The following is a 15937-nucleotide window of genomic DNA, read 5'->3' on the forward strand; positions in this document are numbered from 1 at the left end:
CTCGGGCTTGTTCTCCGGCCAAACTAGGATAATGATAGTTGCGAGCGACCGGCCTGCGGTGCCGAGCCGGTCGACCAGCCGCCACCTTGACAATGACGACAGGAGGCACGTGATGCGTGTGGGGTTCATCGGGCTCGGCAACATGGGGCTGGGAATGGCCCGGAACCTGGTCAAGGCGGGTTTCGAGACATTCGTCCGTGACCTGCGCCAGGCCGCCGTCGACGAGCTGGTGGCGGCGGGGGCCACGGCGGCCGGGTCGAGCGCGGAGGTGGCGCGCGACGCGGATCTGATCTGCGTCGCGGTGTTCACCTCCGAGCAGATCCGGCAGGTCGTGTTGGGGAGCGAGGACGAGCCAGGTGTCCTCGCAGGTGCGCGGCCCGGCAGCGTCGTCGCGTTGCACAGCACGATCGAGCCCGCGGTCGTGGCCGAGGTGGCCGGGGCGGCCGCCGAGCTCGGTGTCCAGGTGATCGACGTGGCGATGACCGGGGGAGGCGACGTCGCGGCGGCCGACGGCACCCTGACGTTCTTGGTCGGAGGAGACGAAGCGGCAGTAGCGCTCGCCCGCCCGGCGCTGGCGGCGATGTCCCGCTCGATCCACCATGTCGGCGGCCTCGGGTCCGGTGTGACGGCCAAGATCGTGAGCAACTTCCTCCTCGACGGCACGATCGCGCTCGTGCGCGAAGCGCTGCGGATCGCCGAATCCGGCGGCATTCCCGAATCGCGCATCCTCGAGATCGTCGGCGACGGTGGAGTCGGGTCGAGCTGGGTCAGCAACAACTGGCCGCGCATCCGCACGCAGGAGGCCGAACACTGGGACGGCGCTCGCGGCGTCGTCGCGATGTGGCACAAGGACGTGAAGCTCGCGCACAGCCTGGCGCGGGCGAACGGCGTGCACGCGCCCGTGCTCGGGTTCCTCGTCTCCGACATCGCGCCGGAGATCACCGACCGCGGGCTCACGGTGTGAGTCGCGTGATGAACGGACGAACGGCCGGGGCGCGCCCGGCGAACGGAGATGCCGGGGGCGGTGTCGAGCGGCCCTCGTTCTTCGCCGATTTCGCCGAAGAGCTCGAGGCCCGCACCCGGATCCAGGACGCGCTCTACCGGCACAGCCGCGGCATCGACCGCGACGACCACCACGGTGCCCGCGCCTCCGCATACCACCCCGACGCGACCGTCGACAGCGGATTCGGGCCGCAACCGGTGGCGAACCTGCTTGCCGCGCGGCGGCGGCAGCACGAGCACACGCGGCACGCGATGCACAGTGTCACGAACGTGCTGATCGAGTTCGTCTCCGCGCGGGTCGCGTTCGTGGAGAGCCACGTGACCGCGGTCGAGTGGGAGGGCCACGGCTACGACTTCGCGTCCCGGGGTATCGCCGGGCCCGGCCGGATGGGTGCCCGCATCGTCTCGTGGTGCCGGTACGCGGACGTCTTCGAGGCCCGCGCCGGGGCTTGGCGGATCCTGGAGCGCACGGTGATCTTCGGCGACACGGCATGGTGGCCGCTCGATGCGGCCCCGGTGCTCCCCCCGGACTTTCTGGTGCAGGAACACGGAAGCGCGGACCCGATGTACGCCCGCCGAGCGCGGGCGGGCGCCCTCGCCGAGGAGAAGGCGCCCGGACCGCGCACGGCCGAACGATGCGTTCGGCTCGATCGGAACAACGCGGGTGGAGACGACAATGACTGACACACGTACCGGCTTTTTCATCGACGGCCACTTCGTCGACCACGCTTCCACCGGGGCTACCGCGGAGCTGATTTCCCCGGCCACGGAAGAGGTCGTGTTCGAGGTTCCGGTCGCCGGCGCGCCCGAGCTGGACGCCGCGATCGACGCGGCGCGCCGCGCCTTCGACGACGGGCCGTGGCCCCGGATGTCGGTCAAGGAGCGCGGCGAGGTGCTGCTGGCCGCCTGCGACCTGATCGAAGGTGAGCTGGAAACGGCCGCCCACGTGCAGGCCGACGAAATGGGCGCGCCCGTGTCGCTGGGCCGGATGTCGGGCCGGTCGGCGGTGGACATGGTCCGGGAACTGTGCGCCAACGTAGCGGGTTACAGCGAGGTCGAATCACGGTCGGGCGCCTGGGACTACGAGATCCGCAGCGAGCCCTACGGGGTCGTCGCGGCGATCTCTCCCTGGAACGGACCGTTCGCGGCGACGATCATGAAGGGTGCCGTCGCGCTCCTGGCGGGGTGCACCGTCGTGGACAAGCCCCCGGTCGAATCGCCGGTGAGCAGCTTGCTCTTCGCCGAGGCGCTCAGCGCCGCGGGACTTCCGGCCGGTGCGTTCAACCTGGTGGCGGGCGGCGGAGAGCTGGGCGAACGGCTGGTCTCGAGCAGCGGGATCGACCTGGTGTCGTTCACCGGGGGCACGGCGGTGGGCAAGCAGGTCGGGCGGATCTGCGGTGAGCAGCTCAAGCGGGTCGTGCTGGAACTGGGAGGCAAGTCGGCCGGGGTGGTGCTGCCCGACGGCGACGTCGCGACCGCCGTGCGCGCGGTGGCGGCCGGCGTGTTCTACAACTCCGGCCAGGTGTGCAGCAGCCTCACGCGGCTGCTCGTGCCGCGTGATCTGGCCGACGCGGCAGTGGCCGGGCTCGCCGAAATCGCGGGCCGGCTGCGGCTGGGTGACCCGCATGAAGAGACGACGCAGCTCGGCCCGCTGGCCACCTCGCGCCATCGGGACCGCGTCGAACGGTACGTCGCCCTGGGTGTGGAGGAAGGCGCCCAGCTGGTGTGCGGCGGCAACCGCCCGGCGGACCTGCCCCGCGGCTGGTTCCTCGAGCCGACGGTCTTCACCGGGGTTTCGAACTCGATGCGCCTGGCCCAGGAGGAGATCTTCGGGCCGGTCGCGTCGGTGATCACCTACACCGACGAAGCCGAAGCCGCCGCCGTCGCGAATGACTCGCCCTACGGCCTCAACGCGGCGGTCTTCTCCGCGGACGAGGGCCGGGCCCTCGACTTCGCCCGACGGCTGCGCACCGGCGCGGTCACGATCAACGACTTCGCGCAGAACTTCAGCGCACCCCGTTGGCACATCAAGGACTCGGGGATCGGCGTCCGGACCGGCCGGGAAGGCTACGAAACCCACCGGCTGGCCAAGCTCTACAACTTGCGCCCCTCCGCACGGGCCGCGCGCAACGCCGAGATCGTCACCTGATGGCCACCCGGGAAAGCGCCGCGGACGCCGGCAGAGAGCTCGCCGGCCGGCAGGTGGTGGTCACCGGCGCGGCCCGGGGCCTCGGCCGGGCCTACGCCGAGCACCTGGCGAAATCCGGTGCCGACGTGCTCGTGAACGACATCGATCGCGACGAAGTGGCCGCGGTCGCCGACGAGCTCGCGCGGTGGGGGACGAAGATCGCGGTCGACTCGTCCTCGGTGGACTCCTGGGAGGGCGCGCGCTCGATCGTCGACACGTGCGTGGGGCAGCTGGGCGGGATCAGCGGACTGGTGAACAACGCCGGGATCGCCCACTTCGCCTCCGTGTTCGAAGACGAGCCGGCCGCGGTCGAGCGGCTGCTGCGGGTCAACGTCCTGGGCACGTTCTTCGTGGGCATGCAGGCCATGCGCGCAATGCGGGGCACCGGGGGCTCGGTCGTGAACATCACGTCGGGCGCGCAGGCCGGCGGTGCGAGGATCGGCGCTTACGCGGCCAGCAAAGGCGCGGTGTCCTCGGCCACCTACTCCTGGGCCCTCGAAGGGATCCCGGCCGGGATCAGGGTCAACGCGGTGGCTCCCGAAGCGGCCACGCGGATGAACCGGCTGCCGGCCGGGCCGATCCCGGACCGGTCCGCGCCGCACGCCCAGCCCGAGCACGTCGCTCCACTGGTCACCTACCTGATCTCCGAGCGGGCCCGGCGGATCACCGGACAGGTGGTGCGGCTGGCCGGGACCTCGCTGACGGTGATGAGCCATCCCGCGCTCACCGTGGTGCTCGACGCTCCTGTGTGGACGATCGAGGCCGTGGAGCGAGCACTCGCCGGACCGCTGGCCGAGCAGCTGCAACCGCTCGGCCACGCACACCGGACGTACGACTTTCCGTTGGGGTAGCGAAGAACGGAGGTTTTACCGCTGCGGTTCGCACACCGGGCGAAGCCGGCTCCGCCGGCTCCTGGTGCGGCCGGACCGTGGTCGGGGGCCGCCGGAGCGAGTTCGCCGTCCGAGGCGACCGGATATCCGGCACACTTCCCCATCCCATTCCGCTGAGCTATCGGCAGAACAGTCATCGGCGGCACAAAGTCTTCAGCGACGCACAAGCCGGTCGGGCAGCCGATGTTCGCGGGCTTGAAGGAGGAAAAATGCACGACGCCCGATCGTTGTCGCCGGTTCGCCGGCTCGGTGTCCTCATCGCGGCGACCGCCCTGGTCGCCGCCGGTTGCGGCAGCGCGGCCGGCGGCGGCTCCGACAGCTCCGCGAAATCCTCGGAGCCCTACCACATCCTCGCGGTCCTGGCGCTGAGCGGCGCCTTCCAGTCGCTCGGCAAGGGTACCGTCGACGCGCTGAACGTGTCGGCCGACCTCGTGAACAAGAGCGGGGGAGTCGGCGGGCGCAAGATCGAGCTCGAGTTCGTCGACGACCAAGGCGACCCGACCAAGGCCGTGTCGATCCTGCAGGCGAAGATCAACGAGCGCAAGCCGGACGCCGCGATCGCCGGCTCCACGAGCAACGAATCGCTCGCGATGCTGCCGATCCTCAACCGCAACAAGATCATCAACCTCGGGACGAACAGCTCGACGAAGCTCAACGATCCGGCCAAATATCCGTACACGTTCCGTCCGGTCGACCCGAACGAGAACATCGCGAAGGCCACCGCACAGCTGTTCGTGGCCAAGGGGTACAAGAAGATCGGGATCTTCACGCCGAACTCCGCGAGCGGGGACAGCGGGAAGGCGGCGTTCACCGCCGCCGTGCAGAAGGCCGGACTCACCACGGTGACGGCGTCGTACGGAGCGTCCGATGTGGACGTGACGGCACCCCTGGCGCAGTTGCAGACCGGGCACCCGGACGCGGTGATCTTCCTGGCGCTCGGTGACGCGGCGCCCGGTGTGGTGCTCTCGAGCCGATTGAAGGCCGGGATGACCGCGGTGCCCTTCTACGGCGACCAGAGCGTGACGGTCGACGTGACCAAGCTCGTGCCGCCCGCCGCGCTGCAGGGCGCATACGTGTCGACCTACAGCACCTCGATCAAGCCCGCGGGCGGGAATCCTCGGTCGCTGGCGGAGTTCATCGACGCGGTCAAGGCCCGCGGCCCGATCGTGAGCACGATCCTCGCGTACACGCTCGCCGCCGACTGCCTGCGGTTGCTGCAGGCGGGCGCGAAGACCGCCGGCAGCACCGACGCCGACAAGATGAAGACGGCGATCGAAAACCTGCCGGACGAGCCGGCCGGAACGTGGCTCACCTACTCGCGGATGAAGTTCAGCCCGCAGAACCACTTCAACATCGGCACGGCCGCGGCGGACTACGGGTCGACGCAGATCGGGCATTGGACCGATGGCCAGTTCGTCACGGCCGCGAGCTGAGGACCGGGTGGTGGCCACTGGCGCGCGAGCCGGTGGCCGCGCCGAGACGCAGCCCGTGGTGGTTGCCGCAAGACGGAGTGGAAAATGTTGACTATCTGGTCAGGCCTCGCGGTTGGCGCGATCTACGTGCTCGTCGCGATCGGCTTCAACATCATGTTCGTCGCGTCCGACACGTTCAACTTCGCGCAGCCCCAGTACCTGATGCTCGGCACGTTCGTTTCTTACACGATCGTGGTTTCGCTGGGGCTGCCGTTGGTCGTGGCGCTGGTAGTGGGTGGCGTGGTGGGGTTCGCGGTCGGGGTGCTGGAGGACTGGATCGCGATCCGGCCGCTCAGCGGCACCGGTGTGCACGGTGAGCTCGTGACGACCGTCGGGTGGTCGGTGATCATGCAAGGCTGCGTGCTCCTGCTGTGGGGTTCCGCGCCCCACCGCGTGCCCGGCGCCGGTTCCGATTCGGTCCTGACGCTGCTCGGGGGACGGCTGTCGGTCAACGACGTCGTGCTGATCGCGCTCGCTGTCGGGCTTTCGTTCGGCACGCATTACTGGTTCACCCACTCGAAGCTCGGGATCGCCGGTCTGGCCGCGTCGGAGGACCGGCAGGCCGCGATGATCCGCGGGATCAACGTGAACCGGTTGTCCACCGGCGCGTGCGCGGTAGCGGGAGCGCTCCTCGGGTCGCTCGGTGCGGTCGTGGGGCCGAAGACGTTCGCGGTTTTCACACTCGGCTCGATCCTCGTGCTGAAGGCGTTCGTCGCCTTGGCCGTCGGTGGCTTCGGCTCGTTCAAGGGTGCGCTCATCGGCGGGTTCGCCGTCGGCGTGGTGGAGGCCCTCGTGGGCCGCTACCTCGGCACGGAGTTCGCGAACCTGGCGGTGTTCGGTGTGCTCATCGGAGTTCTTCTCCTGCGTCCGCAGGGGTTGTTCGGCCAACGCCGGGAAAGGGTGGTGTGAGCGAACATGGTCGCGTCCGGAACCTCTCGATCGTCGGCCGGCGTGGTGCGCCGGCTTCCTCGCTGGCCCGTGGCGCTCGCCGTGGGTGTGCTCGCGCTGGCAGCGCCGTGGCTGGGCTTCGGGTCCGACGTACTGCGGCAGGTGGTCCTCGTCGCGATTCTCGCGCTGGTGATCAGCGGGCTCAATCTGAGCTGGGGCTACGCGGGTGAGCTCGCGCTGGGCCAGGTGGCGATGTACGCCGTCGGCGCCTACGTCGGGGCGGTCCTCACGATGCACGACGTCGACCTCGCCCTGGCTCTGCCCGCCTCGGCGGCGGCGGCCGTGGTCGTGGGAGTGGTCAGCGGGGCGCCGGGCATCCGCCTCGGCGGGTGGGGGCTCGCCATGTCGTCGTTCTTCCTGGTCCTGCTGGTCCCCGACGCGGCGGAGATCTTCGAGCAGGAAACGGGTGGTCTCAACGGCCTGTCCGGGATCCCGCAGGCGAAGCTCTTCGGGGCCGAGCTCGGCGAGACCGGGTTCTACCTGCTGGTGATCGGCTGTCTCGTGGTGTGGCTGGCGGTGATGCGCAACATTGTGACGTCACGACAGGGAGGGCTGCTGCGCGTGCTGCGGCAGAGCGGCGTGCTCGCGGCCTCACTCGGCATCGGTGTCTCCTCGGCGAAACTCAAGGCCTACGCCCTCGGCGCGATCCCGGCGGGTGTGGCGGGCTGCTTGTTCGCGCTGCTCGACGGGTTCATCGCGCCGGACTATTTCGGGCTCACCCTGATGATCGCGATCATCGCCGGGTCGGTGCTCGGCGGGTCCGAGAGCGTGTACGGCTGCGTGGTCGGCGCCGCTTTGCTGCAACTGGGGCCGATGCAGGTCACCGCGTTCGAAAAGTACGCGTTGGTCGCGTTCGGCGCGTTCCTCGTCGTGGGCGGGGTGTTCTTCTCCGGCGGGATCACCGGCCTGATCAGCCGCGGGGTGCGGCTGCTGGCCCGGCGCCGGTCGACGGCGGCCGCGGCCGACCGGCGGCCGGCCACACCGTCCGAAATGGACCCCATCCCGGGCGAGCTGCTCGAGGTCAGAGCTCTGGTGAAGGACTTCGGCGGGTCACGCGCCGTCGACGATCTTTCGCTGATCGCGCCGGCGGGGGAGGTCACCGGCCTCATCGGCGCCAACGGGTCGGGCAAGACCACGCTGCTGAACATCATCTCCGGCTTCTACACCCCGACCTCGGGTGCCGTCGCGATCGGTGGTTCGGAACTGGCCGGCAGCGGACCGCATCAACGGGCTCGGCGAGGTGTCGCGAGGACCTTCCAGACTCCGCTGATCCCTGGTTCGTCGACGGTGGCGGAGGTGGTCGCGTCGGCCAGACTGCGGCGCCATCGTTGCGGGTTGGTCGCGACGATCCTGCGATTGCCGGCCTACTGGCGGGCCCGCCGGGACGACCGGGCCGCGAGCACCCGCGCGCTCGGGGTGCTGGGGATCGAGCATCTCGCGGACGAGCCGGCCTCGTCACTGGCACTGGGGACCCGGCGCCTGGTCGAGGTCGCGCGGGCGTTGGCGGCGGAACCCGCCGTGCTGCTGCTGGACGAACCGGCCTCGGGGCTGGACGAACAGGAGGTGTCCGATCTCGCCGGTGTGATCGGCCGGTTGCGTGACGCGGGCGCGACGGTGTTGCTCGTGGAGCACAACTTCGCGTTGATGTGCGCGGTCTCGGACCGGATCTACGTGCTCGAGTCGGGTCGGTTGATCGCGGAGGGGACGCCGGCGGAAGTCCAGCACGATCCGGCGGTGATCGAGAGCTACCTCGGCCAGCTGGCCGACGGCACGTCCGAAACCGGACCTGAAGCGCTCGAGGCCGCGGTGTCCGGAAACCGCGTCGATTCTTCTCCGGGAGTGGGAAATGAATGATCGGCTGCTTGAGGTGCGCGGCCTCGGATCGGGTTACGGCGACCTGCGGGTTCTGCGGGATGTGTCGCTGACGGTACGAGCCGGCGCGGTGACCGTGGTACTCGGCCGCAACGGCGCCGGCAAGACGACCCTCCTGTCGACGATCGCGGGCCTGCTGCGACCTTTCTCCGGCAGTGTCGTGTTCCGGGGCTCGGACATCACGAAGACGTCGCCACCCGAGCGAGCCCGCCGGGGGATTGCCTTGGTGCAGGAGAACAAACGGGTGTTCAAGCGGCGGACGGTCGAGCAGAACCTTCAGCTGGGCGGGTACTCGATGCCCCGCCGGAAGGCCGCCGAGGCGGTCTCGGGCGCCTACGACCGCTTCCCCGTTCTCGGCGAGAAACGGGCACAGCGAGCGGGTGAGCTCAGCGGCGGTCAGCAGCAGATGCTCGCCATCGCGCAGGCGCTCATGCCGGGGCCGGCGTTGCTGATGCTCGACGAACCGTCGGCCGGGCTCGCCCCGGTGATCGTCGACGACGTGCTCGCGACGGTGACCGCGCTGAAGAAGGAGGGGCTGGGCATCCTCCTCGTCGAGCAGCTCGTCGACAAGGCGATGTCGGTCGCCGACGACGTAGTGGTCGTGGAGCACGGACGGATGCAGCACCTGCCGGGCACCGGCCGCGGCGCGGACCGCGACCACGTGCGGGCCATCTACCTGGGGTCGACGACGGCAGCGCTTCGGCAGTGATCACCGGCCTTCGCCCCGCTTGCCATCGTCGGTCAAGCGGGGCGAAGGCCAGGGTTTTCGTGCGTCGTCAGGTACGGCTCACCGTTGCCGCGCGCCGAACCAGCGTGGCGACTTCATCGGGCGCGGTGAACACGACGCCATCCTCGTCACCGACCACCAGGTCGCCGGTGGACACGATGGCGGAGCCGAGGGCGACCGGCCCCCGCAAGCTGCCGGTCGAGTCTTCCTTGCCGGCGCCGCGCAGGCATCGCCCGCGCGAGAAGATCGGGAACCCCAGCTGGCACAGCTCGGCCGAATCCCGCACGGCGCCGTCGATCACCAGCCCGCCGAGCTCACGTTCGAGGGCGGCATGCGTGAGGGTGTCACCCCAGTACCCGTACTCGCGTGGCGAATCGGTGGACACGACCAGCACATCTCCCGGGCCGGCGGCGTACAGGGCGCGGTGGAGCCAGATGTTGTTGCCCCCGGCGAGCGCGACGGTGAAGACCCGCCCGCACACCCGCCAGGCCGCGTTGAGGGCCTGTATCCGGGATGGCAGCGGCGGAGCGCCCGCCTCGCGCAGGACCTTGGTGCCGAAGGGAAGCAGCGCCGCTGCGGCGTCGGTCATCGCGGGGTGCTCGCCGTTCGCGTCCGCGGTGCCGGACTGCGTGGGGTCTCGTCGATCGTCGTGCCGGACGCGGTCGCGTTCCGCGGCGGCCTGAGTGGCGCTGTCACGAGCGCGCACCGGCGACGGGCTCCGGTGTGTCCCGGACCAGGCCGGGCACGACCTCGGCGGCGAACCACGCCATCGCTTCGAGCTGTGCCGCCAGGCTCGGGCTCGGCAGGTCGACCACGAAATCGGTGGCACCGGCTCCCAGCCACTCCTCGACGACGTCGAGACAGTTCGCGGCGGCGGCCGGACCGGGTGCGAACCGGGGAGGTGCCGCTTGCCCACGCGCCGCCCGTCCGCCCAGCGGAGCCACCGGCACCACGACCTGGAATCCGGCGGGCACCGACCCGGCACGCTCGGTCGCCGCCCGGTCGAGCAGGCTCGCCGTTTGAGCAGGCGTGAGCGCCCAGGGCGCCCAAGCGGAACCGAGATCAAGCGCCCGCCGCAGGCCGACGTAGCGATCGCCACCCACCCAGACGTGAGGACCGGGGCGCTGCACCGGCCGCGGCCGGCACACCAGGTCGGTGAAGTCCGTGTGTTCGCCGTGGAAGCTCGTCGGTTCCCCACTCCAGAGCGCGACCACCGCCCGCAGGTACTCGTCCGCCACCGAACCCCGCGTGCGGAAGTCGATCCCGGCGGCCGCCGCTTCGTAGTCACGCCGGCCCACACCGAACCCGGCGATCACCCTGCCACCGCTGAGCACGTCGAGTGTGGCGAACGACTTCGCCGTGATCAGAGGACTGCGCAGCGGAATCTGGTAGACGTGGGTGGCGAATCTGATGCGCTCGGTCAGCGCCGCCAGGTACCCGATCGTCGCGATGGGGTCGTAGAAGCGCGCGCCGCCGTAGAAGGCCGCCTCATCGGCCGAGAGCACCGCGTGATCGCACACCGTCACGAAGTCGAACCCCAGGTGCTCGGCGGCGGTCACCACGGCGGCGAGGTCGCGGGGACCGGCCGCGTCCTCCCACGGTTGCAGGTTGATCGGCTGGACGATCGGCGAGAACAAGCCGACCGTCGGACGCACTCCCGCGGTGCCTTGCTGCGGCATCGATGTGTCCTCCCGCGACGAAGGGATCCCGTCTTGACCGGCAGGGGCGCAGGGACCGGCGCGACGGGTGCCGGCGCCCGACGGGGCCACTGTGCTTTCGCCGCGGGCGACCGGGGCCACCCGGTGAACCACCTCGAGACGGGCTTATTGTGCTAATCATAGGAGCAGAAGGGGTGGTGTCAAGCAGCCGCACGTCGGGCAGGGGGCGCGTCAGCCGGTGGCGGGGGGCCGGCCGGTCGGCCGGTGGCGGCCTCGCGCGAGCCGTCGAGCGTCGCCGGGCTGCAGCCCGAGTTCCGACAGGGCGTCGGACGCCCGGCGGTACACCGCCAGCGCCGAGCTTTCACTGCCCACCGCTCGCTCGACATCCGCCAGCACCCGGTACGCCGGATCCGAGTACCGGTTGGACTCCAGGATCTGCTCGCACACGGCGCGGGCGAGCTCCGGCTCGCCGAGCTCCAGGTGGAGCATCGCCAGTTCGATCCGCGCTTCCTCGTGCACGAGCGTGAGGTGGGCCCGGCGCTCTTCGACCCACGGCAGGCAGCTTCCCTCCAGGTAGTGCCCTTCGACCGGGGCGAGCCCGTCGAGCAGGCGCCGGCGGCGTTCCGGCCCGGGCAGTGCACTCGCTTCGGCAAGGAGGCGTTCGGACTCGACGTCGCGCGCGACGAGGCCCAATGAGGGGGACAGCAGGACCAGTGAGCCCTGTCGTTCGAGGACGATCCCCGTCCGGAGACGGAGCTTGTGCGCGACCTGCCGGAAGTGGTTGCCCCCGCTGCGCTGGTCGGCGTCGGGGAACAGCCGGCGTTGAAGCTCGAAGCGATCGATCCCCTTGGGGTGCAACGCGAGACACGCCAGCAGTTCGAGCAGCTTCGTGCGGCCGACGTTGGCGCGGACACCGTCGACGTACAGATCCCGCCCGCGGCCGAACGGCTGCAGCTCGAACCGGCGTGTGCCCGGATCGGGCCGATGCGGTCCGTCGGCAGCACGGTCCGAGGACGGAGCGACGACCAGCCGACTCCAGCGGGTGTCGCCGCGGTCCCGCGCCGCCTCTCGCCGGCGGATCTCGGGGAACAGGCGCACCGCCTGGATGAGCGCCCAGAAGCTGCCCATGTCCGAGGCGAGGCGGTAGGCGAGTTCGGCGTTCTCGTGCGCGGCCTCGTCGTTTCCCGTGCGAGCGGTCGCCTCCGAGAGCCCGGCCGCGGCCAGCGGAAGCAGGAGCTCGCGCCGGCACCGGGTCATCGACGCGACGGCGTCGCGCAACATGAGCCGGGCCTCGGCGACCCGGTCCACGCGGAGGTAGGCGAGGCCGAGGAAGCACTGCGTCATCTCGATGTAGGCCGTCTGCCCGGTGCGGGACATGGCGTCCAGCACCGGGCGCAGCTGCGCGATGGCCGGTTCGGCTCCCTCGGTGAGCAGGAGCAGGTACCCCGCGAACGTCTCGTAGACGGGCTCGAGCGAAAAGCCCGATCGGTGGCTGTCCGCGAGTGCGAGGCGCAGGTTCTCCCGGGAACCGGCGTGGTTCTCCCGGGTGAGGTCCATCATCGCCTCGATGAACCTCGCGTGGGGGCGGTCTCTCGTCTCCGGCGGGATCCGCAGCCACATCCGATCGACCTCGGCGGTGTCCTGGCGGAACGCGGCGGCCAGGATCACGTGGGGGTTGAGGATCGGGCCGTCGGTGTCGGCGGGGCCCATCCGGGCCAGCTCGCCCAGCCGGCCCTGCAGGAACAGCCCCCAGCTGAGCCCCCGCTCCACGAACGCGAGACCCTGGGCGTCGGGTGGCGAGACCTCTCGCGTCGAAACCGTGGTGTCGATCATGTAGCGCACCACGTCGGCGCTCGCGTCGCCTTCGTACTTGTCCAGGAGCCCCAGTGCTTCGTGGGGGTGGGCGTGCATCGCCCACGCGGCAGCCGCGAGCACTCCCGGATCGTGCTCGACGGCACCGCGAAGCCGGCCTTCCCGGTCCATCCGCCGGATGAGCCGGCGAGCGGGTTCGAGCTCCCGGAGATCGTGGACCGCCCGGACGGACGCGCCGATGAGCGCCGGGTCTTCGAGGACGCGGTCCTCACCCAACGCCTCCAGCCAACGCTTCACGACCGGCCAGTCGGCCCGTGAGTACAACGCCGGCAGCGCCTCGACCGCGCTCCGCTGGGCTTCGTCGAGATCTCCCAGCGCCAGCCACAGCTCGGTCGCCTCGTCGAACTGCCGCACGGACGCGAGGTAGCGCGCGTAGGCGGCGCGCAACTCGCGGAGGCGTTCGGGCTGGGTGTCTTCCAGCTGTCGCAGCAGGTAAGTCCGGAACAGGGAGTGGCACACGATCGCGTCGGCCGTGCGGCTCGTCGCCGGCAGGTGCCGGGCGGACAGCCCCGACCAGAGCCGGTTGCCCTCGGCGCCGCACAGCGCGACCGCGACATCCCTGGTGACCGCGTCGGTCACCGAGGTGTCGAGGAGGAATCGTTGTTCGGCTTCGGGGAGCGGGTCGAGCACCTGGCGGCCGAAATACGTCGAGAGATCGCGCAGGTTCGGTTCCTCGCCCACTCCGAATCGTGAGGCGAAAGCCACTCCGGCGGCCCAGCCGCCGGTCTGCTCGAAGATCGGCTGCACCGATTCGGGGCCCGCACCCGACGACTCGACGAAGGCCGCGACCTCCTGTTTGCTCAGGTTCAACGTCGCGTCGCCGAGCTGGGCGATCCGGCCGTGCACGTACCGTTTCTGCAGCGGCCACGGAAGTTCGTCGCGCGCCAGGAGCAGGACTCGCACCGGCTCGGCGATGTACTCGAGAAAAGTGTCCACAGCGGACGCGGCGTCGGCCGAGCCCGCGATGTGGTGGCAGTCGTCGATGACCAGCAGGCAGTCGTGCTCGCCGAGCGTCGAGGCGAGGATGGCCGCCGCTTCGTCCGGCGTCCCGTTGCCCTGCAAGGTGTTGAGCATCGTGGCCGCCGCGCCCTCGGCGAGGTCTCCGAGGGCCGAGGCGAGGTCGAACACCAGCGCGGACGCCGAGACGTCGGACTTGTCGAGGGTGAGCCAGGCGAGCGGAAGCCCGCTCGCCGCCGCGTAGAGCTGCGCCTGCACCGTTTTGCCGGAGCCGGGCGCCGCGACGATCTCGACGACGGAGTAGGTCTCGAACAGCTCCGAGAGCAGGCGGTCGAGGCGCGGTCGCCCGAGCGAACCCGCGGGGACACCGGGAGGCGCGATCCGGTGCCGATGCGGCCGTGGTGCCGGCTCGGCGGACTCCGGAGTCATCTTCGGTGCCTCTTCTCCTGCTCGGTCGCCGCCGCCCACGCGGCGGCGTTCGAAGACCCAATCTCGCCGAACCGCGCGCCCGTGGCAAGCCCGGCTCGCCGGGGGCACCGGCGAACCGGCACGAGTCGCGATAACGACCGCGGTAACGGCGGCTTCCGAGACTGGCATCCGAAAACGCGGAACAACGGCGATCACGCGGTTTCCGGCACCTGCCGGGCGGATCACCGATCGACGAAGGTGAGGTGAGGCTGGTGTCCGTTCACGACGCCGAGCCGTCACAGTGGGAGATTCACCGCCCCGGCCCCGCGGCGGACGCGATGCCGTTCACCGGGTACGCCGAGCTGTTCGCCGACGTGTGCCTCGCGGCCGCGGCCCTCGAGCGTCCCGCCGCGACCGCCTTGACCGACGACCGCGCCTCGCTGTCGTTCCGGCAGGCGGAGGACGCGGTCACCGCGGTCGCGGCCGGGCTGCGGATGCTCGGCATTCACCAGGGTGACGTGGTGTCGTGGCAGCTGCCCGCCTGGCACGAGGCCTACCTGCTGCACCTCGCGGTGATCAGGATCGGGGCGATCAGCAACCCGATCGATCTGCGGTGCCGCGGGGCGGAGCTCGAACACGCGCTCGGCCAGGCCCGGTCCCGGCTGGTGGTGGTGCCCGAGGAGTTCGGTGGCTTCCGCCACTCCGACGACGTCACCCGGTCCCGCGCTGTTCTGCCCGAGCTGAGGCACGTTGTGGTCGCGCGGGCCGGCCGCGATCGGGTCGCGCGCTCGTTCGATTCGCTCCGCCGCCACGACGGCCTGCGCCACGAGACCGCGAACCGCACGCCCGACGACCCCGCGCTGCTCGTGTTCACGGCGGGAACGGCCGGTCGGCCGAAAGCCGTGGTGCACACCCACCGTTCGCTGGCGAGCGCGGGCCGCGGTGTCATCGACCGGTTCCGCCTGACCGCGGACGCGCCGGTGTTCGTGGCGGCCCCGCTCGCGGATGCCACCGGTTTCGTCTACGGGCTGCAGGTGCCCGCGCTGCTCTCGGCACCGGTCGTCTTCAGCCGGACGCCCCGGCCGCGGGCGACCCTGCGCGTGATCGCCGGGCGCCGGTGCGGACTGGTCGTGGCGGAACCCGGCCTGGTGCGCGCCTTCGCCGAGCGCGAGAACGCGGACGCCGATCTTTCGGCACTGCGCGCGCTGGTCTGCGTGACCGGCCACATCACCGCCGCGCACTTGCGTGCCGCGGGGGAGAAGCTGGCGCGACCGGTCTTGCGGGCTTACGGCTTGGCGGAGTACCCGGCGCTGGCGATCGGTGCGCCGGGCGAAGGCGGCACCGGCTCCCGGTACCACCTGCTTCCCGGTGTGGCCGGGGTCCACGTCACGAGCTCCGAAGCCGCCGCGGCCCGGGCGGGCGTGACCGGCGAACTCGCGGTGTCCGGTCCGGCGTTGTTCGCCGGCTACCTCGCGGACGGGCGGCGACCATCCACTTCGGATGGTCGGTTCCGCACTGGCGACGTGGTCGTCGACCACGGCCGTGCCGGGTTCGCCGTCCACGGGCGAGCCGCCGATCGGGTGCGGCGCGGTGACGAGGAACTCGAGGTGACCGCGCTGGAAGACCTGGTACGGGAGCACCCCGGGATCCGGGACGTCGCGGTGGTGGGGATGCCCTGCCCGGCTCTGCGGCAGCGCGTGTGCGCCTTCGTGGTGCCCTCGCCCGGTTACCGGCCGACGCTGCCCGACCTCACGGAGTTCCTGCTGCGCCAGGGGGTCGCGCGCCGCGCAGTACCCGAGCGGCTGGAAGTCGTCGCCCGGCTGCCGCGCACGCCGGCCGGCGAGCTCCGGCGGTTCCGCCTGCGCGAGCTCATCACGACGCGCTTGATCGAAGAGTTTTTCGCGTCCCTCTAGCGGCCGAACGCGGCCGAGAACACGAATGTC

Annotated in this window: 12 protein-coding genes; 9 read left to right on the forward strand and 3 right to left on the reverse strand. The window is 70.9% G+C overall.

Annotated features, from left to right (window positions below; genetic code table 11):
* Window positions 1-112 precede the first annotated feature (112 nt).
* The 8 genes from VSH64_RS08890 to VSH64_RS08925 all read left to right on the forward strand — a co-directional run bounded on the left by VSH64_RS08890 (window position 113) and on the right by VSH64_RS08925 (window position 9081).
* Window positions 113-964 carry an NAD(P)-dependent oxidoreductase gene (locus VSH64_RS08890; RefSeq protein WP_326835031.1) on the forward strand — a complete coding sequence of 284 codons (852 nt, stop codon included), beginning with the start codon at window positions 113-115 and terminating at the stop codon, window positions 962-964.
* 8 nt (window positions 965-972) lie between these two features.
* Window positions 973-1686, forward strand: coding sequence for a nuclear transport factor 2 family protein (locus tag VSH64_RS08895; protein WP_326835032.1), 714 nt, complete (start codon window positions 973-975; stop codon window positions 1684-1686).
* Window positions 1679-3151, forward strand: a complete 1473-nt coding sequence (locus VSH64_RS08900) for an aldehyde dehydrogenase family protein (protein ID WP_326835033.1) — start codon at window positions 1679-1681, stop codon at window positions 3149-3151. The genes VSH64_RS08895 and VSH64_RS08900 overlap by 8 nt, the downstream gene beginning before the upstream one ends.
* Window positions 3151-4041, forward strand: a complete 891-nt coding sequence (locus VSH64_RS08905) for an SDR family NAD(P)-dependent oxidoreductase (RefSeq protein ID WP_326835034.1) — start codon at window positions 3151-3153, stop codon at window positions 4039-4041. The genes VSH64_RS08900 and VSH64_RS08905 overlap by 1 nt, the downstream gene beginning before the upstream one ends.
* A gap of 248 nt (window positions 4042-4289) precedes the next feature.
* Window positions 4290-5513 carry an ABC transporter substrate-binding protein gene (locus tag VSH64_RS08910; RefSeq protein WP_326835035.1) on the forward strand — a complete coding sequence of 408 codons (1224 nt, stop codon included), beginning with the start codon at window positions 4290-4292 and terminating at the stop codon, window positions 5511-5513.
* Between the two features lie 84 nt (window positions 5514-5597).
* Window positions 5598-6461: a branched-chain amino acid ABC transporter permease gene (locus tag VSH64_RS08915; protein ID WP_326835036.1), complete on the forward strand. Its 864-nt coding sequence runs from the start codon at window positions 5598-5600 to the stop codon at window positions 6459-6461.
* A 6-nt stretch (window positions 6462-6467) separates the two neighbouring features.
* Entirely contained in the window at window positions 6468-8354 is a 1887-nt protein-coding gene (locus VSH64_RS08920) for a branched-chain amino acid ABC transporter ATP-binding protein/permease (RefSeq protein ID WP_326835037.1), read from the forward strand.
* Window positions 8347-9081 carry an ABC transporter ATP-binding protein gene (locus VSH64_RS08925; RefSeq protein WP_326835038.1) on the forward strand — a complete coding sequence of 245 codons (735 nt, stop codon included), beginning with the start codon at window positions 8347-8349 and terminating at the stop codon, window positions 9079-9081. The genes VSH64_RS08920 and VSH64_RS08925 overlap by 8 nt, the downstream gene beginning before the upstream one ends.
* A 67-nt stretch (window positions 9082-9148) precedes the next feature.
* Here VSH64_RS08925 and VSH64_RS08930 read toward each other — a convergent pair whose 3' ends face one another.
* The 3 genes from VSH64_RS08930 to VSH64_RS08940 all read right to left on the reverse strand — a co-directional run bounded on the left by VSH64_RS08930 (window position 9149) and on the right by VSH64_RS08940 (window position 14015).
* Window positions 9149-9805, reverse strand: coding sequence for an RraA family protein (locus VSH64_RS08930; RefSeq protein ID WP_326835039.1), 657 nt, complete (start codon window positions 9803-9805; stop codon window positions 9149-9151).
* Window positions 9792-10778, reverse strand: coding sequence for a TIGR03619 family F420-dependent LLM class oxidoreductase (locus VSH64_RS08935; protein ID WP_326835040.1), 987 nt, complete (start codon window positions 10776-10778; stop codon window positions 9792-9794). The genes VSH64_RS08930 and VSH64_RS08935 overlap by 14 nt, the downstream gene beginning before the upstream one ends.
* Before the next feature lie 210 nt (window positions 10779-10988).
* Window positions 10989-14015, reverse strand: a complete 3027-nt coding sequence (locus VSH64_RS08940) for a BTAD domain-containing putative transcriptional regulator (protein ID WP_326835041.1) — start codon at window positions 14013-14015, stop codon at window positions 10989-10991.
* Between the two features lie 251 nt (window positions 14016-14266).
* On the opposite strand from VSH64_RS08940, the gene VSH64_RS08945 reads away from it, so the two are divergent.
* Complete coding sequence (locus VSH64_RS08945; RefSeq protein ID WP_326835042.1) at window positions 14267-15907, forward strand: AMP-binding protein; 1641 nt, start codon at window positions 14267-14269, stop codon at window positions 15905-15907.
* Window positions 15908-15937 lie beyond the last annotated feature (30 nt).

This window comes from Amycolatopsis rhabdoformis (assembly GCF_035918295.1).
In the GTDB taxonomy this organism is placed as follows: Bacteria; Actinomycetota; Actinomycetes; order Mycobacteriales; family Pseudonocardiaceae; genus Amycolatopsis; species Amycolatopsis rhabdoformis.

What these genes read in the sequence shown, in the direction of transcription:
- VSH64_RS08925 (WP_326835038.1), top strand. Translation starts at nt 8,347, where the DNA reads ATGAATGATCGGCTGCTTGAGGTGCGCGGCCTCGGATCGGGTTACGGC.
- VSH64_RS08920 (WP_326835037.1), top strand. Translation starts at nt 6,468, where the DNA reads ATGGTCGCGTCCGGAACCTCTCGATCGTCGGCCGGCGTGGTGCGCCGG.
- VSH64_RS08940 (WP_326835041.1), bottom strand. Translation starts at nt 14,015, where the DNA reads ATGACTCCGGAGTCCGCCGAGCCGGCACCACGGCCGCATCGGCACCGG.
- VSH64_RS08910 (WP_326835035.1), top strand. Translation starts at nt 4,290, where the DNA reads ATGCACGACGCCCGATCGTTGTCGCCGGTTCGCCGGCTCGGTGTCCTC.
- VSH64_RS08895 (WP_326835032.1), top strand. Translation starts at nt 973, where the DNA reads ATGAACGGACGAACGGCCGGGGCGCGCCCGGCGAACGGAGATGCCGGG.
- VSH64_RS08890 (WP_326835031.1), top strand. Translation starts at nt 113, where the DNA reads ATGCGTGTGGGGTTCATCGGGCTCGGCAACATGGGGCTGGGAATGGCC.
- VSH64_RS08900 (WP_326835033.1), top strand. Translation starts at nt 1,679, where the DNA reads ATGACTGACACACGTACCGGCTTTTTCATCGACGGCCACTTCGTCGAC.
- VSH64_RS08915 (WP_326835036.1), top strand. Translation starts at nt 5,598, where the DNA reads ATGTTGACTATCTGGTCAGGCCTCGCGGTTGGCGCGATCTACGTGCTC.
- VSH64_RS08935 (WP_326835040.1), bottom strand. Translation starts at nt 10,778, where the DNA reads ATGCCGCAGCAAGGCACCGCGGGAGTGCGTCCGACGGTCGGCTTGTTC.
- VSH64_RS08905 (WP_326835034.1), top strand. Translation starts at nt 3,151, where the DNA reads ATGGCCACCCGGGAAAGCGCCGCGGACGCCGGCAGAGAGCTCGCCGGC.